At 70.8% G+C, this 22,882-nt stretch carries 18 protein-coding genes and 2 tRNA genes; 3 read left to right on the top strand and 17 right to left on the bottom strand.

The window, feature by feature from the left end:
- Positions 1–20: 20 nt before the first annotated feature.
- The 9 genes from rodA to ACL02U_RS10130 all read right to left on the bottom strand — a co-directional run bounded on the left by rodA (position 21) and on the right by ACL02U_RS10130 (position 12,066).
- Complete coding sequence (gene rodA, locus ACL02U_RS10170) at positions 21–1,220, bottom strand: rod shape-determining protein RodA (protein WP_412790369.1); 1,200 nt, start codon at positions 1,218–1,220, stop codon at positions 21–23.
- Positions 1,217–3,478 (bottom strand): penicillin-binding protein 2, encoded by a 2,262-nt coding sequence (mrdA, locus tag ACL02U_RS10165; RefSeq protein WP_412790368.1) that lies wholly within the window; start codon positions 3,476–3,478, stop codon positions 1,217–1,219. The genes rodA and mrdA overlap by 4 nt, the downstream gene beginning before the upstream one ends.
- 335 nt (positions 3,479–3,813) lie before the next feature.
- On the bottom strand, positions 3,814–4,488 hold the full coding sequence (mreD, locus tag ACL02U_RS10160; protein WP_412790367.1) for a rod shape-determining protein MreD: 675 nt from the start codon (positions 4,486–4,488) through the stop codon (positions 3,814–3,816).
- 13 nt (positions 4,489–4,501) lie between these two features.
- Positions 4,502–5,449: a rod shape-determining protein MreC gene (gene mreC, locus ACL02U_RS10155; protein WP_412790366.1), complete on the bottom strand. Its 948-nt coding sequence runs from the start codon at positions 5,447–5,449 to the stop codon at positions 4,502–4,504.
- Between the two features lie 186 nt (positions 5,450–5,635).
- Complete coding sequence (locus ACL02U_RS10150; RefSeq protein WP_030779466.1) at positions 5,636–6,655, bottom strand: rod shape-determining protein; 1,020 nt, start codon at positions 6,653–6,655, stop codon at positions 5,636–5,638.
- A 270-nt stretch (positions 6,656–6,925) separates the two neighbouring features.
- The gene (ndk, locus tag ACL02U_RS10145; protein ID WP_412790365.1) at positions 6,926–7,339 is read right to left on the bottom strand and encodes a nucleoside-diphosphate kinase; all 414 of its coding nucleotides are present in this window, start codon (positions 7,337–7,339) and stop codon (positions 6,926–6,928) included.
- 67 nt (positions 7,340–7,406) lie between these two features.
- The gene (locus ACL02U_RS10140; RefSeq protein WP_412790364.1) at positions 7,407–7,763 is read right to left on the bottom strand and encodes a DUF4233 domain-containing protein; all 357 of its coding nucleotides are present in this window, start codon (positions 7,761–7,763) and stop codon (positions 7,407–7,409) included.
- Between the two features lie 9 nt (positions 7,764–7,772).
- Entirely contained in the window at positions 7,773–9,287 is a 1,515-nt protein-coding gene (gene folC / locus ACL02U_RS10135) for a bifunctional tetrahydrofolate synthase/dihydrofolate synthase (RefSeq protein ID WP_412790363.1), read from the bottom strand.
- 154 nt (positions 9,288–9,441) lie between these two features.
- On the bottom strand, positions 9,442–12,066 hold the full coding sequence (locus ACL02U_RS10130) for a valine--tRNA ligase (RefSeq protein WP_412790362.1): 2,625 nt from the start codon (positions 12,064–12,066) through the stop codon (positions 9,442–9,444).
- A 136-nt stretch (positions 12,067–12,202) separates the two neighbouring features.
- Between ACL02U_RS10130 and ACL02U_RS10125 the strand changes: the two genes are divergently transcribed.
- Positions 12,203–13,216 (top strand): hypothetical protein, encoded by a 1,014-nt coding sequence (locus tag ACL02U_RS10125; RefSeq protein WP_412790361.1) that lies wholly within the window; start codon positions 12,203–12,205, stop codon positions 13,214–13,216.
- Between the two features lie 125 nt (positions 13,217–13,341).
- Here the strand turns inward: ACL02U_RS10125 and clpX are convergent, their stop codons facing one another.
- The 5 genes from clpX to ACL02U_RS10100 all read right to left on the bottom strand — a co-directional run bounded on the left by clpX (position 13,342) and on the right by ACL02U_RS10100 (position 18,356).
- Positions 13,342–14,628 (bottom strand): ATP-dependent Clp protease ATP-binding subunit ClpX, encoded by a 1,287-nt coding sequence (clpX, locus tag ACL02U_RS10120; protein ID WP_412790360.1) that lies wholly within the window; start codon positions 14,626–14,628, stop codon positions 13,342–13,344.
- Positions 14,629–14,831: 203 nt separating this feature from the next.
- Entirely contained in the window at positions 14,832–15,533 is a 702-nt protein-coding gene (locus tag ACL02U_RS10115; RefSeq protein ID WP_412790359.1) for an ATP-dependent Clp protease proteolytic subunit, read from the bottom strand.
- A gap of 146 nt (positions 15,534–15,679) precedes the next feature.
- Entirely contained in the window at positions 15,680–16,291 is a 612-nt protein-coding gene (locus tag ACL02U_RS10110; RefSeq protein WP_412790387.1) for an ATP-dependent Clp protease proteolytic subunit, read from the bottom strand.
- Positions 16,292–16,691: 400 nt separating this feature from the next.
- A complete protein-coding gene (tig, locus tag ACL02U_RS10105) occupies positions 16,692–18,086 on the bottom strand; it encodes a trigger factor (RefSeq protein WP_412790358.1) in 1,395 nt (464 codons plus the stop codon).
- A 193-nt stretch (positions 18,087–18,279) separates the two neighbouring features.
- A tRNA-Pro gene (locus ACL02U_RS10100) sits at positions 18,280–18,356 on the bottom strand.
- A 203-nt stretch (positions 18,357–18,559) separates the two neighbouring features.
- Between ACL02U_RS10100 and ACL02U_RS10095 the strand changes: the two genes are divergently transcribed.
- A tRNA-Gly gene (locus ACL02U_RS10095) sits at positions 18,560–18,630 on the top strand.
- A gap of 144 nt (positions 18,631–18,774) precedes the next feature.
- Here the strand turns inward: ACL02U_RS10095 and ACL02U_RS10090 are convergent.
- The 3 genes from ACL02U_RS10090 to ACL02U_RS10080 form a co-directional block, all read right to left on the bottom strand.
- Positions 18,775–19,536, bottom strand: a complete 762-nt coding sequence (locus ACL02U_RS10090) for a MerR family transcriptional regulator (protein ID WP_412790357.1) — start codon at positions 19,534–19,536, stop codon at positions 18,775–18,777.
- Between the two features lie 266 nt (positions 19,537–19,802).
- Positions 19,803–19,997 (bottom strand): hypothetical protein, encoded by a 195-nt coding sequence (locus tag ACL02U_RS10085; RefSeq protein ID WP_412790356.1) that lies wholly within the window; start codon positions 19,995–19,997, stop codon positions 19,803–19,805.
- A 262-nt stretch (positions 19,998–20,259) separates the two neighbouring features.
- A complete protein-coding gene (locus ACL02U_RS10080) occupies positions 20,260–21,453 on the bottom strand; it encodes a PP2C family protein-serine/threonine phosphatase (RefSeq protein ID WP_412790355.1) in 1,194 nt (397 codons plus the stop codon).
- A gap of 164 nt (positions 21,454–21,617) precedes the next feature.
- Between ACL02U_RS10080 and ACL02U_RS10075 the strand changes: the two genes are divergently transcribed.
- Complete coding sequence (locus tag ACL02U_RS10075; protein WP_412790354.1) at positions 21,618–22,868, top strand: GNAT family N-acetyltransferase; 1,251 nt, start codon at positions 21,618–21,620, stop codon at positions 22,866–22,868.
- Positions 22,869–22,882: the final 14 nt, after the last annotated feature.

Raw genomic sequence — 22,882 nt, 5'->3', positions numbered from 1 at the left:
GGGGGCCGGACGCGGCGGTATCAGGCCGACATCGGCCGCTGCACTCTGATCGACTGCAACAGCCCCACCGACACCCAGATGGCGAACATCGAGGAGCCGCCGTAGGAGACGAACGGCAGCGGCAGGCCGGTGACCGGCATGATGCCCAGGGTCATGCCGATGTTCTCGAACGCCTGGAAGGCGAACCATGCGGCGATCCCGGCGGCGACGATCGTGCCGTACAGCTCGGTCGTCTCCCGGGCGATGCGGCAGGCACGCCACAGGACGACGCCGAGCAGCGCGATGATCAGACCGGCGCCGACGAAGCCGAGTTCCTCGCCGGCGACCGTGAAGACGAAGTCCGTCTGCTGTTCCGGGACGAACTGGCCGGTGGTCTGCGAGCCGTGGAACAGGCCCGCGCCGGTCAGTCCGCCGGAACCGATGGCGATCCGGGCCTGGTTGGTGTTGTAGCCGACGCCGGACGGGTCGAGATCGGGGTTGGCGAAGGCCGCGAAGCGGTTGATCTGGTACTCGTCGAGGATGTGGAGCTGCCAGACCGCCACCGCGCCGAGGATGCCCGCGGTGATCAGGCCGAGCACCCAGCGGTTGGAGGCACCGGAGGCGAGCAGCACGCCCAGCACGATGACGATCATGACCATCACGGAGCCGAGGTCGGGCATCAGCAGGACGACCAGCACGGGCACCGCGGCCAGGCCCAGGGCCTGCAGCACGGTCCGGTGGTCGGGGTACTGCCTGTCGCCCGCGTCCACCCGGGCAGCCAGCAGCATCGCCATCCCCAGGATGATCGTGACCTTGACGAACTCCGAGGGCTGGATCGAGAAACCGCCGCCGAGCACGATCCACGAATGGGCGCCGTTGACGGTGGAGCCCAGCGGGGTGAGCACCAGCAGCACCCCGAGGACCGACAGACCGTAGAGGACCGGCACGGCGTTGCGCAGGGTGCGGTGGCCGAGCCAGACGGTGGCGGCCATCAGGGCGACCCCGATGCCCGTGTTCATCAGGTGCCGCACGAGGAAGTAGTACTGATCGCCCTGGTTGATGGCGGTGCGGTTGCGGGTCGCGGAGAAGACCAGCACCGAGCCGATCAGCGAGAGGGCGAGCGCCGAGAGCAGCATCGGCCAGTCCAGGCGGCGGGCCGTCGAGTCGCGGGCGAAGATCCGTGTCCAGCCCGAGCGCTCGGGGCCGTATCCGGAGACGGAGAAGCTGTTGGCGCCGGTCATGCGAGCATCCTCCGGCTTCCCCTGTGCGGCGCGCCGCGCCGCCGCCTGCGGGTGTCGCGGTTGGCCGATGCCGGGGACGCGGTGGTGGCTCCCGGCTGCTGCTGGTCCGGCGGGGTCTTGCCCTCCTGGTAGGCGCGGGCCACCTTGGCGGGGTCGCCGGCCAGCTTCGGGGAGGCGATCGTGCCGTCGCTCTTGATCTTCGGCAGGCCCTTCTGCGGGTGGGGCAGCAGCGCCTTGCTCTGGTCGATGTGCCCGTCGTCGGTGACGCCGTAGAGCGCGTCGTAGATGTTGCGGACCGCGGGGCCGGAGGCACCGGAGCCGGTACCACCCTGGGAGATCGTCATGACGATCGCGTAGTCCTTGGTGTACGTGGCGAACCAGGAGGTGGTCTGCTTGCCGTAGACCTCCGCGGTACCGGTCTTGGCATGCATGGGGATCTTGTCCTGCGGCCAGCCGACCTGGGCGAACCGCCAGGCGGCGGTACCGCGGGTGGCGACGCCGGCGAGGGCCTGGTCCATCTGGTCGCGGGTCTTGCGGCTTATCGGCAGCTTGCCGTGCGACTGGGGCTTGATCTCGGTGACGGTCTTGCCGTCGGGGCTGACTACCGCCTTGCCGAGGGTCGGGTTCCACAGGGTGCCGCCGTTGGAGATCGCCGCGTAGATGGTGGCCATCTGGATCGGCGTGACGAGGGTGTCGCCCTGGCCGATGGAGTAGTTGATCTCGTCACCGGCGCGCATCCGGTTGCCTTCGAGGCAGTTCTCGTAGTAGATCCGCTGGACGTACGTGCCGTCCTTCTTGCCCTGCTTGCACCAGGCGTCCTTGTTGGCCTCCCAGAAGTCCTGCTTCCACTGGCGGTCGGGGACGCGGCCGGTGACCTCGTTGGGCAGGTCGATGCCGGTGCGCTTGCCGAGGCCGAACTGGTGGGCGGCCTGGAAGAAGTAGTCGTTGGGCTTCTTCTTCGGCTTGATGCCGCCGTCCTTCTGCCACTCCTTGTGGGCGAGGCCGTAGAAGACGGTGTCGCAGGAGACCTCCAGGGCGCGGCCCAGCGAGATGGGGCCGAAGTTCTCCGATTCGAAGTTCTTGAAGACCTGGCCGCCGACCGAGTAGGAACTCGTGCACGGGTAGTGCCCGTTGAAGGGGTACCCGGCCTCGACCGCGCCGGCGGTGGAGATCACCTTGAAGGTGGAGCCGGGCGCCGACTGGCCCTGGATGGCCCGGTTGAGCAGCGGATAGTTGGAGTCCTTGCCGGTGAGCTTCTTGTAGTCCTTGGACGAGATGCCGCCGACCCAGGCGTTGGGGTCGTACGTCGGGTTCGAGGCCATGGCGACGACGCGGCCGGTCTTCGCCTCCATCACGACGACCGCGCCCGAGTCGGCCTTGTACTTCTCGCCGGTAACGTGGTCCCACTGCTGGCGGGCGGTCTTCATCGCCTCGTTCAGCTCGTACTCGGCGATGCGCTGGACCCGGGCGTCGATGCTGGTGACGAGGTTCTCGCCGGGCTGGGCGGGGGTGGCCTGGGCCTGGCCGATGACGCGGCCGAGGTTGTCCACCTCGTAGCGGGTGACGCCGGCCTTGCCGCGCAGTTGCTTGTCGTACTCGCGCTCCAGGCCGGAGCGGCCGACCTGGTCGGAGCGCAGGTACGGGGAGTCGGTGTCCTCGGCCTTCTTGATCTCCTCGTCGGTCACCGGGGAGAGGTAGCCGAGGATCTGCGCGGAGTTGGACTTGCCGGGGCCGGGGTAGCGGCGCACGGCCTTCGGCTCGGCGGTGATGCCGGGGAAGTCCTCGGAGCGTTCGCGGATCTGCAGGGCCTGACGGGCGGTGGCCTCGTCGGTGATGGGGATCGGCTGGTAGGGCGAGCCGTTCCAGCAGGGCTGCGGTGTCTCGGCGTCGCACAGCCGGACCTTCAGCATGACCTCCTCGGGGTCCATGCCGAGGACGCCCGCGAGTTTGGTCAGGACCGCCTTGCCGTCGTCCTTCTGCTTCAGCAGATCGGTGCGGGAGGCGGAGACGACCAGCCGGGTCTCGTTGTCGGCGAGGGGCACGCCCCGCGCGTCCAGGATGGAGCCGCGCACCGCGGGTTGGACGACCTGCTGGACGTGGTTGCCGGTGGCCTCCTTGGCGTACTGGGCGCCCTCTCGGATCTGGAGGTACCACAGGCGCGCACCGAGCGTGCCGAGCAGGGAGAGGACGAGGATCTGGATGACGGCGAGCCTGATCTGGACGCGTCGGGTCCGACCGGTCTCGGGGATGTTGGTCACTGCGGCTGCCTCCCCCTCTCAGCGGATGGCCGGACGGTGCCTGGACGGATGGTGTGCGGACCCGCGGTTGCTGGACGCACGGTGTGCGGACGGCTGGTGACGCGGGGACGGGTGTCGCGACGGACGGCTCGCGGACGGCGACGCGACCGGGCGGGCGCACGGGGCCGGATGTGAATGCGAACGCGGGTGTGAATGCGGCTGTGGATGCGGGTGCGGGTGCGGGCAGGTCTGCGAACCGGTGTGCGGGACGCGTGCCCGTGTACGCATGAGGAACGACCGGCTTGGCCGCGCCCGTTCCCTCGCCCTGTCCCCCGTACGGGTGAAATCGTCCTCGCTCACAGCCGCTTGACCCCCTTGATGCGTCCGGCGCGGGCCACCCGGGCCCGCGCCGCCCTGATCCGCAGACCGGCGCCCCGCTGCCCGCCGATCCTCAGTCCGGTGCCGCTCGGCAGCCAACCGGAGGAGATGTCGGCGGCCTTGGCCGCGGACGCCGTATCGGCGAGCGGGTCGTGCTCGGCGCGCCGGGCCAGCGCCATCACCCCGGGGACGACGAACGGGGCGAGCAGCAGGTCGTACAGCGCGGCGCTGCCCAGCAGGCTGACCAGCCCCACGTGCCGGGCGGCGCTGTCGCCTACGAGGGCGCCCACCCCGGCGTACAGCAGGGTGGAGCCGACAGCGGCGCCGACCACCACGGCCATCGGCGTGGTGGCGGACTTCAGGCGGCCGTTCTCCGGCTTGACCAGGCCGGCCAGGTAGCCGATGACGCACAGCACCATCGCGTAGCGGCCGGCGGCGTGGTCGGAGGGCGGGGCGAGGTCGGCGAGCAGTCCGGCGCCGAAGCCGACCAGGGCACCGGTGACATGGCCGTAGACCATGGCCAGGCCGAGCACGGTGAGCAGCAGCACGTCGGGGACGGCACCCGGGAGGTGCAGTCGGGCCAGGACACTGACCTGGAGTACCAGGGCGACGGCGACCAGGGCGGTGGAGAGCAGGATCCGGTTGACACGCACGGGGAATCAGCTCCTACTGCGCTTGCTGGTACTGGCCGTCGGCGGGCGCGTTCGCGGACGGGGTGACCGTGACGGTGACGGTGGGTGTCGGGGTCGGCTTCGGTTTGGGCGGGAGCACGGTGTCGCGCGGGTCCTTCTTGGGCACCTGGACGACCACGCCGACGACGTCGAGCTTGGTGAAGCCGACGAACGGGGTGACGTAGAGGGTGCGGGTCAGGCCGCCGCCGGAGGGGTCGACCCGGGAGATGACGCCGACCGGGACGCCGGGCACGAACGGCTGGTCGCCCTGCGAGCCGAAGGTGACCAGGCGGTCGCCCTTCTTCACGTCCGCCTTGCCGTTGAGCAGTTCCACGCGCAGCGGGCGGTCCCCCTGGCCGGAGGCGAACCCGAGTTCGTCACTGCCCTCCATGCGGGTGCCGACGGTGAAGTCGGGGTCGTTGGCGAGCAGGACCGTCGCCGTGTCCGGGCCGACGGTGGTGACCCGGCCGACCAGTCCGTCGCCGTTGAGCACGGTCATGTCGCGGCGGACCCCGTCGTGGGCGCCGACGTCGATGGTGATGGTCCAGGAGAAGCCCTGGGCCGCCCCTATGGCGATGACCTGGGCCCCCTTGATGCCGTACTGGCCGGCGCCGGCGATCTTCAGCATCTTGTCCAGTTGCCGGAGCCGGCTGCGGTTGCGGTCGTCGCTGCCCAGCTTCGACTTGAGCGCCGCGTTCTCCTTCTCCAGCTCGGCGAGCCGGTCATGGCGCTCGCCCGAGTCCCGGACCGCGGAGACGGCGTTGCCGACCGGGTCCACCGCCGAGGAGACGCCGTTCTCGATGGGGCCGAAGACCGCTGCCGCGGCCTGCCGGGCACCGTCGACCGGGGAGTCCTCCCCGCCGCGGATGTCCACCGTGATCAGTGCGAACGCGATGGCGATCAGCAGCACCAGGAGCAGCCGGCTCTCTCGTGTGTCCCTCACGTGCGGCGGCCGTGCCCTTCCATCGTAGGAATCGGGAAAGCCGGGGGTGGCCCCCCTGACTCATCGTTTGGCGGAACTCGCGCCTCGCCGCCGGGACCACAGGCCTCGACGGCAGGAGCCCACCCCTTGCTCCGGACGTTCCGCCGCACGGGAGCAGGTCGTCTCGTGCGGCGGAACGCTGTCACGTCATCTGCGCGGAGCGGCGTCCAGCACCTGCTGGAGCGCCTCGAACTCCTCGACGCACTTTCCGGAGCCGAGGGCCACGCTGTCGAGGGGATCCTCGGCGATGTGGATCGGCATGCCGGTCTCACGGCGCAGACGTTCGTCCAGTCCGCGCAGCAGGGCTCCACCGCCGGTCAGAACGATTCCGCGGTCCATGATGTCGCCGGACAGCTCGGGCGGGCACTTGTCGAGCGTGGTCTTCACGGCGTCGACGATGGCGTTGACCGGCTCCTCGATCGCCTTGCGCACCTCCGCGGCGGAGATGACGACGGTCTTGGGCAGCCCCGAGACGAGGTCCCGGCCACGGATTTCGGTGTGCTCGTCGGAGTCGAGGTCGTACGCCGAACCGATCGTGATCTTGATCTGTTCGGCCGTCCGCTCACCCAGCAGGAGCGAGTACTCCTTCTTGATGTGCTGGATGATCGCGTTGTCCAGTTCGTCGCCCGCGACCCGGATGGACTGGGCGGTGACGATACCGCCGAGGGAGATGACCGCGACCTCCGTGGTGCCGCCGCCGATGTCCACCACCATGTTGCCCGTGGCCTCGTGGACCGGCAGGCCGGAGCCGATGGCCGCGGCCATGGGCTCCTCGATGATGTGCACCTGACGGGCGCCGGCCTGGGTCGACGCCTCGATGACGGCACGGCGCTCGACGCCCGTGATGCCCGAGGGCACGCAGACGACGACCCGCGGCCGAGCCAGATACCTCCGCTTGTGGATCTTCAGGATGAAGTAGCGGAGCATCCGCTCGGTGATCTCGAAGTCGGCGATCACGCCGTCCTTCAGCGGACGCACGGCAACGATGTTGCCGGGCGTCCGCCCGATCATCTTCTTCGCTTCGGCGCCGACCGCGAGGATGCCACCGGTGTTGGTGTTGATCGCGACGACGGACGGCTCGTTGAGTACGATCCCGCGACCCCTGACGTACACCAGCGTGTTGGCGGTCCCGAGGTCGACAGCCATGTCACGGCCGATGAACGACATTGAGTTCCCCATCAGGATTCGTCTGGCCTTCCCACGAGCTTTTGAGGGCTTTTCAGGTAGGCGGAGTGGGTGCTGTGACGTGCTGGCTGCCATCGTAGAGGCCGATGCACGGACACGGCGTGAGGGTCTTCGCCATTGTCAGCAGATGCTGTGCCGCTTCGCTTCCGGAGACGGTCGTTCGGGGACATTCGTTCCCTCTATCGCCACGCGTATTCCGGATTGTGCGGGGTCGAGGGGCCCGGAGGCCCGACGGGGTCAGGCCCGACGGGGTCAGGCCCGCCCGGGGAAGAAGATCTTCACCTCGCGCTCGGCGGACTCCTCCGAGTCCGAGGCGTGGATCAGGTTCTCGCGCACGATCACGCCGAAGTCGCCGCGGATCGACCCCGGCGCGGCCGCGATCGGGTCGGTCGGGCCGGCCAGCGCCCGCAGCCCCTCGATGACCCGCTCGCCCTCGACGATCAGCGCGACGACCGGGCCGGACGCCATGAACGCGACCAGCGGCTCGTAGAAGGGCTTGCCCTTGTGCTCGCCGTAGTGCAGCTCCAGCGTGTCCTGGTCCAGCGTGCGCAGCTCCAGGGCGGTGATCTGCCAGCCGGCCTTGCGCTCGACACGGCCGATGATCTCGCCGATCAGGCCGCGACGTACGGCGTCGGGCTTGAGGAGGACAAGGGTGCGCTGGGTCACGGGAGGGCTCCTTCATTCCTGCCAGGTGTGCGGTGGGATGAGGTTACAGGGCGTGTCGGGCGAGCCGTCACGCAGCGTCAGGTGTAGAGGAGTCGGCCTGCGCGGCGAACCTGGCCCTGGCCGCGTCGACCTTGCGCCCGTAGTGCACCGCTGCCCACCACAGCGCCGCGAACACCACGCCCAGGAAGTACATCGGGGGGACGAACACACCCGACGCCACCAGGGCGATCTGCAGCACCCAGCCGAGGGCCACCCCGCCCGGACGGGTGATGACACCGCACAGCAGCAGGCACAGCAGCATGGCCAGGCCGCTGACCGTCCACACCGTGGAGGCGGACAGGCCCGGATCCTTCATCGCGACCAGCGCGGCGAAGCCGATGACGAAGAACTCGCCGATCAGGGTCGAGGAGCAGAGGGTACGCATGAGGGGGACTCAATTCTTCCCGAGCAGCAGCCGGGCCTCGCCGACCGTGATGACGGAACCGGTGACCAGGACGCCGCCGCCGGAGAACTCGCCCTCCTCCTCCGCGAGGGTGATCGCGGCCTCCAGGGCGTCCGGCAGCCGCGGCTCGACCTGCACCCGTTCCTCCCCGAACACCTCGACGGCGACCGCGGCGAGCTCGTCGACGTCCATGGCGCGGTGGCTGGAGTTCCGGGTGACGACGACCTCCGCGAAGACCGGTTCGAAGGCCTCCAGCAGCCCCCGCACGTCCTTGTCGCCGCTGGCGCCCACGACACCGACCAGCCGGCTGAACTGGAACGCCTCCCCTACCGCCTCGGCGGTGGCCCGGGCGCCGGCCGGGTTGTGCGCGGCGTCGAGGACGACGGTCGGCGACCGGCGTACGGTCTCCAGCCGGCCCGGCGAGGCGACCGAGGCGAACGCCTTGCGGACCGTCTCCACGTCGAGCGGTTCGGCGCGCGCGGCTCCGACGCCGAAGAACGCCTCGACCGCGGCGAGCGCGACGGCGGCGTTGTGCGCCTGGTAGGCGCCGTGCAGGGGGAGGTAGACGTCGGGGTACTCGCCGCCGAGCCCACGCAGCGTGAGCAGCTGCCCGCCGACGGCGACCTGCCGCGCCACCACGCCGAACTCCAGCCCCTCCCGGGCCACGGTCGCGTCGGCCTCGACGGCCTTCTTCAGCAGCACCTGGGCCGCGTCGACGGGCTGCTGGGCGAGGATCACCGTCGCGTCCGGCTTGATGATGCCGGACTTCTCCCCGGCGATCTCGGCGGGCGTCTCTCCGAGCCGGTCGGTGTGGTCCAGGTCGATGGGGGTGACGACGGCGACGTCCCCGTCGATCACGTTCGTCGCGTCCCAGCTGCCGCCCATGCCGACCTCGACGACGGCGACGTCGACCGGCGCGTCCGCGAAGGCCGCGTACGCCATCCCGGTGAGCACCTCGAAGAAGGACAGGCGGTACTCCTGCCGGGCGTCGACCATCTCGACGTACGGCTTGACGTCCCGGTACGTCTCCACGAACCGCTCGGCGGAGATCGGCGCGCCGTCCAGGCTGATCCGCTCGGTGATCGACTGCACGTGCGGGGAGGTGTACCGCCCGGTGCGCAGCTCGAACGCGCCGAGCAGGGCCTCGATCATGCGGGCGGTGGAGGTCTTGCCGTTGGTGCCGGTGATGTGCAGGGAGGGGTAGGACCGCTGCGGCTCCCCCAGGACGTCCATGAGGGCCGCGATACGGGCGACGGACGGCTCCAGCTTGGTCTCGCCCCAGCGGGTGGCCAGCTCGCTCTCCACCTCCCGCAGCGCGGCGTCGACCTGCGGGTCCTCCGGACGCGCCGGTACCTCGGCCTGCGGCGGGCCGCTCTGGGTGCGCAGGGTGCGGCTGCCGGCTTCGATCACCGCGAGGTCGGGGTCGCGGTCGGTCTCGGCCGCGATGATCTCGTCGAAGTGGTCGAGGGGGTCGGGCTGCTCGGGGGTGCCGGGGTTGTCGCTCACGGGGCCCAGTCTACGAAAGCGCCACCGGCGGACGCGGCGAAGGCCCCGCGGGTCCGCCGGGCCCGGGGCCTCGCGGGTCCGCCGGGCCCGGGGCCTCGCGGGTTCGCCGGGCCCGGGGAAGGGACGGTCTCCCCCGTGCCCGGCGCGCGGTCTGCTAGGCCGAGGGCAGACGGTCGAGCTGGGCCTGGATGCGCACGATGTCCTCCTCGGCCTTGGCCAGGCGGGTGCGGATCTTGTCCACGACGTGGTCCGGCGCCTTGGCGAGGAACGCCTCGTTGCCGAGCTTGGCCGTGGCCTGGGACTTCTCCTTCTCAGCCGTGGCCAGGTCCTTGGCGAGCCGCTTACGCTCGGCGGGCACGTCGATCGCGCCGGACAGGTCCAGGGCGACCTCGACGCCCGCGACCGGCAGGGTGGCCGTGGCGGTGAAGTCCTCGCCCTCCGGCGTCAGGCGCAGCAACTGGCGGACGGCGGCCTCGTGCCGGGCGAGCGCGGTACCCGCCAGCGTCAGGCGCGCCGGGACCCGCTGGCCCGGCTGCAGTCCCTGGTCGGCACGGAAGCGGCGGACCTCGGTGATGACGGACTGGAGGGTGGCGATCTCCTGCTCGGCGGCGGTGTCGCGGAAGCCGCTGTCGGCGGGCCACTCGGCGATGACGACGGACTCGCCGCCGGTGAGGGTGGTCCACAGGGTCTCCGTGACGAACGGAACCACCGGGTGCAGCAGGCGCAGCGTGACGTCGAGGACCTCGCCGAGGACGCGCTTGCTGACCTCGGCAGCCTCGCCGCCCGCCTGGAACGTGGTCTTGGACAGTTCGACGTACCAGTCGAAGACCTCGTCCCAGGCGAAGTGGAACAGGGCGTCGGACAGCTTGGCGAACTGGTAGTCGTCGTAGTACGCGTCGACCTCGGCGACCACCGAGTTCAGCCGGGAGAGGATCCAGCGGTCGGTCGGCGACATGGCGGCCGGGGCGGGCAGCGGGCCGTCGACGGTGGCGCCGTTCATCAGCGCGAAGCGGGTGGCGTTCCAGATCTTGTTGGCGAAGTTCCGGGAGCCCTGGACCCAGTCCTCGCCGATCGGGACGTCGACGCCGGGGTTGGCGCCGCGGGCGAGGGTGAAGCGCAGGGCGTCGCTGCCGTACTCGTCCATCCAGTCCAGCGGGTTGACCGCGTTGCCGAAGGACTTCGACATCTTCTTGCCGAACTGGTCGCGGACCATGCCGTGCAGGGCGATGGTGTGGAACGGCGGGGTGCCGTCCATGGCGTACAGGCCGAACATCATCATCCGGGCGACCCAGAAGAAGAGGATGTCGTAGCCGGTGACGAGGACGGAGTTCGGGTAGAACTTCGCGAGCGACTCGGTCTGTTCGGGCCAGCCGAGGGTGGAGAAGGGCCACAGGCCGGAGGAGAACCAGGTGTCGAGGACGTCGGTGTCCTGGGTCCAGCCCTCGCCGGTGGGCGCTTCCTCGTCCGGGCCGACGCAGACGACCTCGCCGTCCGGGCCGTACCAGACCGGGATGCGGTGGCCCCACCACAACTGCCGGGAGATGCACCAGTCGTGCAGGTTGTCGACCCAGTCGAAGTAGCGCTTCTCCATCTCCTGGGGGTGGATCCTGACGCGGCCGTCCCGGACCGCGTCGCCGGCCGCCTTGGCCAGCGGGCCGACCTTGACCCACCACTGCATGGAGAGCCGCGGCTCGATGGTGGTCTTGCAGCGGGAGCAGTGCCCGACGGAGTGGACGTACGGCCGCTTCTCGGCGACGATCCGGCCCTCGGCGCGCAGCGCGGCGACGATGGCGGAGCGGGCCTCCAGCCGGTCCAGGCCCTGGAAAGGGCCGTGGGCGGTGATGACGGCGTGCTCGTCCATGACGGTCAGCGACGGCAGGCCGTGGCGCTGGCCGATCTCGAAGTCGTTCGGATCGTGCGCCGGGGTGACCTTGACGGCACCGGTACCGAACTCGGGGTCGACGTGCTCGTCGGCGACGACGGGGATCGACCGGTCGGTCAGCGGGAGCCTGACCGACCTGCCGACGAGGTGCCGGTACCGCTCGTCCTCGGGGTGGACGGCGACGGCGGTGTCGCCGAGCATGGTCTCGGCGCGGGTGGTGGCGACGACGAGGGAGTCGTCGCCCTCCCCGTACCGCATGGAGACCAGTTCACCGTCGTCGTCCTGGTACTCGACCTCGATGTCGGAGATGGCGGTCAGGCACCGGGGGCACCAGTTGATGATGCGTTCGGCGCGGTAGATCAGCTCGTCGTCGTAGAGCCGTTTGAAGATGGTCTGGACGGCCTGGGAGAGCCCCTCGTCCATGGTGAAGCGCTCGCGGCTCCAGTCGACGCCGTCGCCGAGGCGGCGCATCTGGCCGGAGATCTGGCCGCCGGACTCGCCCTTCCACTGCCAGACCCGCTCGACGAAGGCCTCACGGCCGAGGTCGTGGCGGGACTTGCCCTCCTTGGCCAGCTCCCGTTCGACGACGTTCTGGGTGGCGATGCCCGCATGGTCCATGCCGGGCTGCCACAGCGTCTCGTGGCCCTGCATGCGCTTGCGGCGGGTGAGCGCGTCGATGAGGGTGTGCTCGAAGGCGTGCCCGAGGTGGAGGCTGCCGGTGACGTTGGGCGGCGGGATGACGACCGTGAAGGGCGGCTTGTCGCTCGCGGCGTCCGCCTCGAAGTAACCGCGCTCCACCCAGCGCTCGTACAGCGGCCCCTCTACGTCGGCCGGCGCGTACTGGGTCGGCAGTTCGGTGGTGGGCGCTGGTGGCTGCTGCTGAGCGTTGTCGGTCACGGGGCTCAGTTTAGAGGTGTCACGACCCCGTCCCGAAACGCGTTTGTTGTGTAACGGTGGCGCCCCCGGCGCCGTGCGCGTCCGGCCCCTGAGCCAGGATGTCAGGTACGCATAAGTATCTGGAGGGGAACCCAGAATGAGTGACCAGCAGCCGGGCCCGTACGGCGGGCAGCCTCAGCAGCCCGGACCGTACGGCCAACCGGGTCCTTACGGCCAGCAGCCGCAGGCGCCCCAGCCCGGCTACGGCTACCCCCAGCAGCCGCAGCAGGCCCCGCAGCCGGGCTACGGCTACCCGCAGCAGCCTCCGCCGGGCGTGCCGCCGCAGCCCAACCCTTACGGCCAGCAGCAGCCCTACGGCCAGCAGGCCCCTCACGGCCAGCAAGCTCCGTACGGTCAGCAACCGCCTTACGGCCAGCAACCGCCTTACGGCCAGCAGCCCTACGGTGCACCGCAGCCGCCGGCACCGGGCGGTGCCGGGAGGAAGACCGCCGTGATCATCGGGGCGGTGGCGGTCGTGGCGGCCATCGCGGTGGGCGCCTACCTGGTGATCGGTGGGGGCGGCGGCGCCGGGGGCGTCGCGGACGACGGACCGCACCGGCTGACGACTCCGGCCACCGTACTGACCGACTACAAGAAGTCGAAGAGCGACAGCGGCACCATGACGGAGGACGACCTGAAGGACGCCGAGAAGTGGGGTGTGCACGACCCGAAGGACGTCAACGCCGCCTACCAGGCGGGGGACAAGGCCAATCCGCTGAGCGGGAAACTGATCCAGTTCAGCGGCGTCTACGGCACCATCGACGATCCCGAGAAGACCGTCGACGCCATGTTCGCCTACATGAAGGACCAGTCCGGGAAGGGCGGGGACGAGGAGGGCGTCACTCTGGTCGGTGAGCCGAAGGCGTACCAGCCCGAGGCGCTCGACAACGCCGTCCTCAAGTGCCAGCAGGCCAGGGTCGACAACACGGACGGCGGGGCCGGTGAGCCGAAGCAGATGAACATGACGATCTGCATATGGGGCGACCACAGCACCCTCGGCTTCGTCATGCCGATGGAGTTCGCCTTGGTCGCGGCGGGCAAGGAGTCCGACCCGGCGGACGCCGCCGAACTCACCGCGAAGTTCCGCAAGGAGGTCCGCGTCAAGGCCTGACGGCCGGCCGACGACGGTGACGGAGAAGGGGCCCCGGTCGACCGGGGCCCCTTCTCCGTCACTTCTCCGTCACTGCTGAGGTCGCCCTCCGCCGCTCTTCCGGCGCGTCATCGGGACGGCGGCGGTCAGGCGGTCTTCTGCTCCCCCGGCCCCCGGCCCCGGGCGTCCCGCGGGATCAGCGTCGGGTTGACGTTGGAGTGCACGACGTCGGCGGTGATGACGACGCGGGCCACGTCCTTGCGGGACGGCACCTCGTACATCACCGACATCAGGACCTCCTCCATGATGGCGCGCAGTCCGCGGGCGCCGGTCTGGCGGAGGATGGCCTGGTCGGCGATGGCCTCCAGCGCCTCGCGCTCGAAGTCCAGTTCCACACCGTCGAGTTCGAAGAGGCGTTGGTACTGCTTCACCAGCGCGTTACGCGGCTCCACCAGGATCTGCAGCAGCGCCTCGCGGTCCAGGTTGTGCACGCTGGTGATCACCGGCAGCCGGCCGATGAACTCCGGGATCATGCCGAACTTGACCAGGTCCTCGGGCATGACGTCCTCGAACTGGTCCTTGGACTCCAGCTCCCGCTTGGAGCGGATCGTCGCGCCGAAGCCGATGCCCTTGGCGCCCGCCCGGGACTCGATGATCTTCTCCAGACCGGCGAAGGCACCGCCCACGATGAACAGCACGTTCGTCGTGTCGATCTGGATGAACTCCTGGTGCGGGTGCTTGCGGCCGCCCTGCGGCGGGACGGAGGCCGTGGTGCCCTCGAGGATCTTCAGCAGGGCCTGCTGGACGCCCTCGCCCGAGACGTCCCGGGTGATCGACGGGTTCTCGCTCTTGCGGGCCACCTTGTCGATCTCGTCGATGTAGATGATCCCGGTCTCGGCCTTCTTGACGTCGTAGTCGGCCGCCTGGATCAGCTTGAGCAGGATGTTCTCGACGTCCTCGCCGACGTAGCCCGCCTCCGTGAGCGCCGTGGCGTCGGCGATCGCGAAGGGCACGTTCAGCATCCGGGCCAGGGTCTGGGCGAGGAGTGTCTTGCCGGAGCCGGTGGGGCCCAGCAGGAGGATGTTGGACTTCGCGAGCTCGATCGCGTCGTCGCGGCCGTTCGCGCCGCCGTTCTCGCCGGCCTGGACGCGCTTGTAGTGGTTGTACACCGCGACGGAGAGCGCCTTCTTGGCCGCTTCCTGGCCGACCACGTAGCCCTCGAGGAACTCGTAGATCTCGCGGGGCTTCGGGAGCTCCTCCCAGCGCACCTCGCTGGTCTCGGCGAGCTCCTCCTCGATGATCTCGTTGCAGAGGTCGATGCACTCGTCGCAGATGTACACACCGGGGCCTGCGATGAGCTTCTTGACCTGCTTCTGGCTCTTGCCGCAGAACGAGCACTTGAGCAGATCGCCGCCGTCACCGATGCGTGCCACGGTGTGCTTCCCCTTCGCCTGGGAGCCGCCTCGACGCCATGCGTTCCAGCGGCTCCTGGTGCTGCCTTATGTCCGACGGTACCTTGCCGGGACCCCCGCGCGGGCCCCCCTTGGCACGGTTCACTTCCGCATGGGCCCTGCCATGCACAGTGCCACACCGCGCCAAGGGGCGGCAGACGATACAGGTCCGGCGACCCGAAGCGTCAGCGGACCGACTCGTTGTTCATCTTCCGGGTGGAGATGATCTGGTCGATCAGGCCGTACTCGAGCGCGTCCTCGGCGGTGAGGATCTTGTCGCGCTCGATGTCCTCGCGGATCTTCTCGATCGACTGGGTGGAGTGCTTGGCCAGCAGCTCCTCCAGCTGCGAACGCATCCGCAGGATCTCGTTGGCGGCGATCTCCAGGTCGGAGACCTGCCCGCGGCCGGTCTCGCTGTACGGCTGGTGGATCAGCACCCGCGCGTTGGGCAGCGCCATGCGCTTGCCGGGCGTGCCGGCGGCCAGCAGGACGGCCGCGGCCGAGGCGGCCTGGCCCATGCAGACCGTCTGGATGTCCGGCTTGACGAACTGCATCGTGTCGTAGATGGCGGTGAGCGCGGTGAAGGAGCCGCCCGGGCTGTTGATGTAGACCGAGATGTCCCGGTCGGGGTCCATCGACTCCAGGCACAGCAGCTGCGCCATGACGTCGTTGGCGGAGGCGTCGTCGATCTGGACGCCGAGGAAGATCACCCGCTCCTCGAAGAGCTTCGCGTACGGGTCGTACTCGCGGATGCCCTGCGAGGTGCGCTCGACGAAGCGCGGGATGACGTAGCGGGACTCGGCCGCCGGGCCGGTGTACTCGCCGCGGGAGCGGTTGTTCTCGGGACGCAGTCGGTCGTAGAGGCCGCTGCCGGGAAAGTCGTTCACGGTGTCTCCTGAGAGGGGCTGAGGCGGTGACGGGGGCGGGAGGGCGCCGTGCGGCCTCCTGGCGGGGTCCGCGGCACGGAGGCCCGGGAGGAGCCCGGGAAGGGAGCGGCCGACCGGTACGGGGCCGCGGAGAGCCGTGCGGACCCTTACTGGCCCGCCCCGGTGCCGCCGCCGCCCGGCATGCCGGCGGCCGTGGCGATCACGTCGTCGATGAGGCCGTAGTCCTTGGCCTCCTGGGCGTCGAACCAGCGGTCCCGGTCCGAGTCGCGGGTGACCTGCTCGACCGTCTGCCCGGTGTGCAGCGACGTGAGCTCGGCCATGCGCTTCTTGGTGTGCAGCAGCCGCTCGGCGTGGATCTTGATGTCCGAGGCGGAGCCCGCCAGGCCCGCGGAGGGCTGGTGGATCAGGATCTCGGCGTTCGGCAGGGCGAAGCGCTTGCCGCGGGTGCCGGCGCTGAGCAGGAACTGGCCCATCGAGGCGGCGAGACCCATCGCGATGGTCACCACGTCGTTCTTGATGTACTGCATGGTGTCGTAGATCGCCATGCCGGCCGTGATGGAACCGCCGGGGCTGTTGATGTAGAGGTAGATGTCCTTGTCCGGGTCGGCGGCAAGGAGCAGCAGCTGCGCGGTGATCCGGTTCGCGATGTCGTCGTCGACCGGCTGGCCGAGGAAGATGATCCGCTCGTTGAGCAGCCGGCTGTAGACCTGGTCGCCGAGGCCACCACCGATGGAAGGCTCGCCGGCGGCTGAAGGCATCAGATTCGTCACGTATCCACCTGCTCGTCTTGCGACGGCGCCGGGCCGTCTCACGTGTACTGCGTATTCATGGACCCTAACGCCAGGGCTGCGCCGAGGAATCCCACGAACGGGGGTGTTCGCCGGGGGCGTAGCGCCGCCCGGGGCGGGCCGCGCCCCGCGCGCCCCCGGGACCGCGGCCGGGCCCCGGAGGGCCGTCAGCGGTGCGTCCCGGCGCCGGATACCGGAACCGGATGCCGGAAGCGGATGCCGGAGCCGGACGCCGGAACCGGATACCGGAACCGGATGCCGGCGCCGGGTGCCGGAGCGGAGGGCCGCTCCCCGGGAACGGCGACGGGCCCCGGGTCGCACAAGTACCCGGGGCCCGTCGGACGTCACGTCGCGCGGCTGCCGTACGGCGTCAGCCCTGGGCCTGCTCCTCGCCGGCCTCGGCGGTGCCCTCCGCGGCCTCCACCGTCTCGGTGGCGGTCTCGGTCTCGTCCTCGTCCTCCAGGTCGACGACCTCGCCGTTGCTGTCCTTGACCGTGGCGGCCTCGACGACCAGCGCGAGGGCCTTGCCGCGGGCGACCTCGCCGACCAGCAGCGGCACCTGGCCGCCCTCGACGACCGCCTGCGCGAACTGGTCGGGGGACATGCCGGAGGAGGACGCGCGCCGCATCAGGTGCTCGGTGAGCTCCTCCTGGTTGACGTTGAGCTTCTCCCGCTTGACCAGCTCGTCGAGGACGAACTGGGTCTTGATGCCCTTGACCGCGGCCTCGCGGGTCTCGGCGTCGAACTCCTCGGCGGTCTTGCCCTGGATCTCCAGGTACTTGTCGAGGTCCAGGCCCATCTGGCCGAGCTGGTGGTGCTCCAGGTTGTGCTTGCGGGTGTTGACCTCGTCGTCGAGCAGCTTCTCGGGGACCGGCACCTCGACGAGGTCGAGGAGCTTCTCCAGGACCCGCTCCTGGGCCTGGGTGGCCTGGTCGTACTGCTTCATCTCCTGCAGGCGCTTGCGGCTGTCCGCGCGCAGCTCCTCCAGGGTGTCGAACTCCGAGGCCATCTGCGCGAACTCGTCGTCCAGCTCGGGCAGTTCACGCTCGGCGACCTGGCCGACCTTGACGGTGACCTCCGCCTCCTTGCCGGCGCCGGTGCCGCCCTTGAGCTCGGAGGTGAAGGTGGCCTCGCCGCCCGCCTCCAGGCCCGTCACCGCGTCGTCGATGCCCTCCAGCAGCTCGCCGGAGCCGATGGTGTAGGAGACGCCGCTGGCGACGCCGTCCTCCAGCACCTCGCCCTCGACCTTGGCCTCCAGGTCGAGGGTGACGACGTCGCCGTCGGCGGCGGCGCGCTCGACCGGGGTGGTGGAGGCGAAGCGCTCGCGGAGCTGCTCGACCGACTTCTCGAGGTCCTCCTCGGTCACCTCGACGGCGTCGACCTCGACCTCGATGGAGGAGAACTCCTCGGGGAGCTCGAGGGCGGGGCGGACGTCCACCTCGGCGGTGAAGTTCAGCGTCTCGCCGTCCTTCAGCTCGGTGATGTCGACCTCGGGCTGGCCCAGAACGCTGACCTCGGCCTCGTCGACCGCCTGCTGGTACAGCTTCGGCAGCGCGTCGTTGACGGCCTCCTCCAGCACGGCGCCGCGACCGAACCGCTGGTCGATGACCCGGGCGGGGATCTTGCCCTTGCGGAAGCCCTTCACCGTGACCTGCTGGTTGATCTTCTTGTACGCCGCGTCGAGGCTGTCCTTGAGCTCCTCGAAGGGCACCTCGACAGTGAGCCGAACCCGGGTCGGGTTCAGGGTCTCCACGGCGCTCTTCACGGTTCGGTCTCCTTGTGGCTGACTTCTGGGTTTCTGCCGGGGCCAGAGCGGCTCCGGCGGATTTCGCCGCCCGGAGGACTTCTAGAGGGTGAGACACACGGGCGCGCAGCTTGCATAGTAACCGCAGCGGTGCAACGGCCCAAAAGGCGATCACGCCCGAAGGTCTCGCCGTGATCGGATGCGATCGAGCAGGTGGTCGGGGTGGCGGGATTTGAACCCACGGCCTTCCGCTCCCAAAGCGGACGCGCTACCAAGCTGCGCCACACCCCGTCTGGTGCGAGACGTAGGGTACATGCCCGCCGACGTGCGGCGGCCGCATTATCGGGAGCGCCTCGACCTGCCGCCGTCGGCCGCGGCGGAGCGGATCGGGGCGCACCGATCCGGCCGGGCCGGGACGGAGTGTGCGGCGACGGGGGCGGACCCGCTAGGATGCTGGCAGTGCCGCGGCCGGTCCGGTCCGCGGCGCGTTGTGTGCGGGCGTAGCTCAATGGTAGAGCCCCAGTCTTCCAAACTGGCTACGCGGGTTCGATTCCCGTCGCCCGCTCTGAAACGGCTCAGGCCCAGGTGAGAGGGTATGCACCCGCTCCCTGGGCCTGAGTCGTCCGCGGGGCCGGATCAGCCGCCGTGCCCGCCGTGTGCCCCTCCCGGGCGGAACCGCGGCCGCTTCCCGTGGGCCGCGCGGCCCGGGTCAGCCCAGACGGGCGGCGGCGTACGCCTCGATGGCGTCCCGCTGGTACGCGGCCAGACCGGGTGCGATCGCCTCGTAGGCGGCGCGCCAGGCGTCGTTCTCCACGCAGGAGCGCCCCATGGCGCGGTACTCCTCGGTGGACACGGACCGCAGCCGCGCCAGGGTCCGGTACTGGGCGTCGGCCTCGGCCTGCACGGGCTCGGCATCGGCCGGGTGACCGGCGGCCATCAACTCGGCCAGCCGGATCATCTGCGCCGTGCGCTCGCGCTGCCCGGCCTCGACTTCCTGCGGGGTCATCGCGGCGACCCTGCGGGCCACCTCCTCGGCGTGCTCGGGGAAGTCACGCAGGCTCTCCCCGTACTGGGAGGGCCGCACGCCCTCGAACAGGTTCTCCGGTCGGTTGATGGCGGTCATGGCTCTGCCGTCCTTCCTGAGCTGCTCCAGTTCGGCGATGGTGCGGGAGACGGTGCCGGCCAGGGTGTCGAGCCGGTCGCGTTCGGCGAGCAGTCGCCGGTGGTGGTGGCGCAGGGCCTCCACCTCGTCGACCTGCTCGGCGAGGATCCGGCCGATCTCGGGAAGCCCTACGCCCAGCGCCCGCAGGACGAGGATCTGCTGCAGCTGCAGCAGCTGGCGTTCCGCGTAGTACCGGTGGCCGTTGGCACCGATCCGGGCGGGCGGCAGCAGACCGATCTCGCCGTAGTGCCGCAGGGTCCGGGCGGTCACGCCCGACATCCGGGCCACCTCGGCGATCGGTCGGTCCATCGCCGCCTCCCTCACCATCGCGTCACCGGGCCGGTCTCTCCGGCCCTGCTCAGGACGGTAGAAGCTGCCGCAGCGGCAACTTCAACCCCGGAACACAGACTCACACGATGCGCGGTGCCACGGCCGTGCGGGCGGCGCCGGACGCGGTCGCCGCCTACCGGGCCGTGTCCGCGGGCGCGCGAAGGGCCGCCCGGTGCGCTCCCGCGGGCGGCACTGCCGTGCGGGCGTCCGGGCCGCCGGGTTCCGGCGGCGGGAGCCGTCCGGCGTCAGAAGTTGATCGAGTTGATCGTCTCGGCTATCGAGTCGAGGAACCGCTGGATGGGCGGAGCCATGCCGGTCGAGGCGAGGAAGAAGCCGAAGAGCACGGCGACGATGGCCGGCCCCGCCTTGATGGAGCCGCTGCGCATCAACACCACGAGGATGATCGCCAACAGCAGCACCACGGACAGTGAAATGGCCACAACTGATCACACACCCTCGGTCGGTCGCTCTCCCGGCCCGGGGGCGCAACCCCGCGCACCCCCGCCAGGAACCATCGTGCCACCAACCCGGCCGCCTCATGCGGCACGTGACGCATCGTCGGGCTGTGATCTTCGTCCGAAGGCGTCCGCCCGCCTGCCGCGGCGGCCGGCGCTGCGGGTGGCCGGTGCGTTCCCGCGCCGTGGACGGGGTCTCGTCTCGCCACGCGGGCACGGACGGGTCCGACGGCGGTGGGTGGGGCGCTCAGCGGGCCGCGGGGCCGGCTGCGGCGCCGGCCGTGGGGCCCTCCCGGCAGATCAGCAGCAGGGCGCGGTCGTCGTTGACGTCCTTGGCGACCGCCTCGATGAGGTGCCAGGCGGCGCCTTCGAAGCCGCCGGCGACGTAGCGGTCGGCGGCGCCGGTGAGGCGGTCGATGCCCTCGACGATGTCGCGGTCGGCGGTCTCCACGAGGCCGTCCGTGAAGAGCATCACGACGTCGCCGGGGCGCAGCGTGCCCTTGACGGGGTCGAACTGGGCGCCGTCGTAGACGCCGAGGAGGGGGCCTTCGGCGGCCTTCTCCTCCCAGCGGCCGCTGCCGGCGCTCAGTTGGAGTCCCGGGGGGTGGCCGGCGGAGTAGAGCTCGTAGTCGCCGGAGTCCAGGTCCAGGACGAGGTGGATGGAGGTGGCGAAGCCCTCCTCCCAGTCCTGGCGGAGGAGGTAGCCGTTGGCGGCGGGGAGGAAGGCGTGCGGGGGCAGGGAGCCCAGCAGCCCGCCGAAGGCCCCGGAGAGCAGCAGGGCGCGGGAGCCCGCATCCATGCCCTTCCCGGAGACGTCGGTGAGGACGACCTCCAGGGTGCGGCCGCCGTTGGTGCGGGCCGCGACCACGAAGTCGCCGGAGAAGGACTGGCCGCCGGCCGGCCGCAGGGCCATCTCGTGGTGCCAGCCGCGCGGCAGCCGGGGGAGTTTGCTCTGCACCCGGATGCGTTCGCGAAGGTCGAAGAGCATGGTGCCGCCGCGCCGCCAGGGCACGCCGACCCGGCTGCGGAACTGGGCGATCAGCAGTCCCACGAAGCCGCAGGCGGCGACCACCAGGACCACGCCGGGGGTGACCCGCGACGGGCCCTCGGGGTACGGGCCGAGCTTCACCGACTCCACGATCAGGGCGGTAGCCGCGGCGGCGTACAGGCCGAGCAGGCTCGCCGGGCGCAGCAGCAGGCCGCCCGCGACGATCGGCAGGACCAGGGCCGACGGCGAGAACCACACCGCGTTGGCGAGGGTCGTCGCCGCGATCAGCGGGATGGTGAGGAGGAGGCCGGCCAGGGCGATCCAGTCGGAGCCGTCCCCGCGGAAGTAGTCGACGGCGGCTCTGCGCACGCCGACTCGGGCCCGGTGCCACTGCATCTTCCACCGGGCCGTGAGCGTGTCGGCCGCCGCGCGCCGCCCTCGTCCTGCTGCCATCAGTTCGGGACCCTATCCATCGGACCTGCCGCTTGGCACGGGAGGTCCTCGTTGTCGCCCGTCCGAGGTTCGATTTCACATTCAACTTCATCGGGCGGCACCACCGGGCGGCGAGCGGGAAATTGCCTCGCACGTCCCACATCGGCCCTGCTAGGCATGGGTCCATGGCGACTGACGGCACGGCCTCCGCACCGGACCTCCGAGTACTGCAACCGGACGAATGGGATGAGTGGTACGACAACCTCCTGCGCGCGTTCGGTGGTGCGGTGGAGTCCGCAGAGGAGCGCGGGCTGTGGCGGGAGCTCTCCGCGTACGACCGCTTCCTCGGCGTCTGGGACGAGGGCGCGTGCGTGGGCACGGCGGGGGCGTTCCCCTTCCGGGTCACCGTGCCGGGCGGGGCGGCGGTGCCCGCGGCGGGGATCACCGCGGTCAGCGTGGCGGCCACGCACCGCCGGCGCGGCCTGCTGACGTCGATGATGCGGCGGCAGCTGGACGACGTCCGCGCCTGGGGTGAGCCGCTGGCGGTGCTGACCGCCTCCGAGCCGGACATCTACGGGCGGTTCGGCTACGCCGCGGCGTCCTTCCAGATCGGCGCCGAGATCGACACCGCCCGGGTGCGGCTGTCCGTCCCGGCGGGCACCGACGACGTGCGGGTGCGGTACGCGCCGCCCGCCGAGGTGCTCCAGGCGTGCGAGGCGGTGTACGCGCGACTGGTTCCGCGGCGCCCGGGGATGCTGCTGCGGCAGCCGGGGTGGGAGCGGCTGGGGCTGCTGGACTCGGAGAGCGCGCGGGGCGGGGCGTCGCCGTTGCAGTGCGTGGTCGCCGAGCGCGGCGGCGAGGTCGTCGGGTACGCCCGCTACCGGGTCCGCCCGGGATGGGGTCCCAGCGGCCACGACGGGACCGTGGAACTGGGGGAGCTGGCCGGGCTCGACGGCGCGGCGGACGCGGCGCTGTGGCGCTTCCTGTTCGGCCTCGACCTGACGACGACGCTGCGCGTGCAGGGGCGCCCGGCCGACGAGGCCTGGCAGTACCAGGTGTCCGACATCCGGCGCTGCCTGCCGCGGGTGCGGGACGCGCTGTACGTCCGGCTGGTGGACGTGGGGGCCGCGCTGACGGCGCGGACGTACCAGTGCCCGGTGGACGTGGTGTTCGCGGTGGAGGACGACTTCTGCCCGTGGAACGAGGGGCGTTGGCGGCTGACCGGGGACGCGAAGGGCGCATCCTGCGAGCGCACCTCGGACGCGGCCGACCTGGCCCTGTCCGTACGGGAGTTGGCGGCGGCGTACCTGGGGGGCGTGTCGCTGGCTCCGCTGGCGGCGGCCGGCCGGGTGCGCGAGCTGCGGCCGGGAGCGCTGGCGGAGGCGGCCGTGGCGTTCGGCGGGGCGGTGGCGCCCTGGCTCCCGCACGGGTTCTGACACCGCGACAGGCC

Source organism: Streptomyces sp. MS06, assembly GCF_047200655.1.
Taxonomy (GTDB): domain Bacteria; phylum Actinomycetota; class Actinomycetes; order Streptomycetales; family Streptomycetaceae; genus Streptomyces.
This window is presented reverse-complemented; position numbering and strand designations above follow the sequence as displayed.

Coding starts and splice junctions, on each gene's coding strand:
- rodA (WP_412790369.1), bottom strand. CDS start 1,220: ATGACCGGCGCCAACAGCTTCTCCGTCTCCGGATACGGCCCCGAGCGC.
- ACL02U_RS10150 (WP_030779466.1), bottom strand. CDS start 6,655: ATGTCGTTCATCGGCCGTGACATGGCTGTCGACCTCGGGACCGCCAAC.
- ACL02U_RS10140 (WP_412790364.1), bottom strand. CDS start 7,763: ATGCGTACCCTCTGCTCCTCGACCCTGATCGGCGAGTTCTTCGTCATC.
- ACL02U_RS10125 (WP_412790361.1), top strand. CDS start 12,203: ATGAGTGACCAGCAGCCGGGCCCGTACGGCGGGCAGCCTCAGCAGCCC.
- ACL02U_RS10110 (WP_412790387.1), bottom strand. CDS start 16,291: ATGCCTTCAGCCGCCGGCGAGCCTTCCATCGGTGGTGGCCTCGGCGAC.
- ACL02U_RS10090 (WP_412790357.1), bottom strand. CDS start 19,536: ATGGACCGACCGATCGCCGAGGTGGCCCGGATGTCGGGCGTGACCGCC.
- ACL02U_RS10080 (WP_412790355.1), bottom strand. CDS start 21,453: ATGGCAGCAGGACGAGGGCGGCGCGCGGCGGCCGACACGCTCACGGCC.
- ACL02U_RS10075 (WP_412790354.1), top strand. CDS start 21,618: ATGGCGACTGACGGCACGGCCTCCGCACCGGACCTCCGAGTACTGCAA.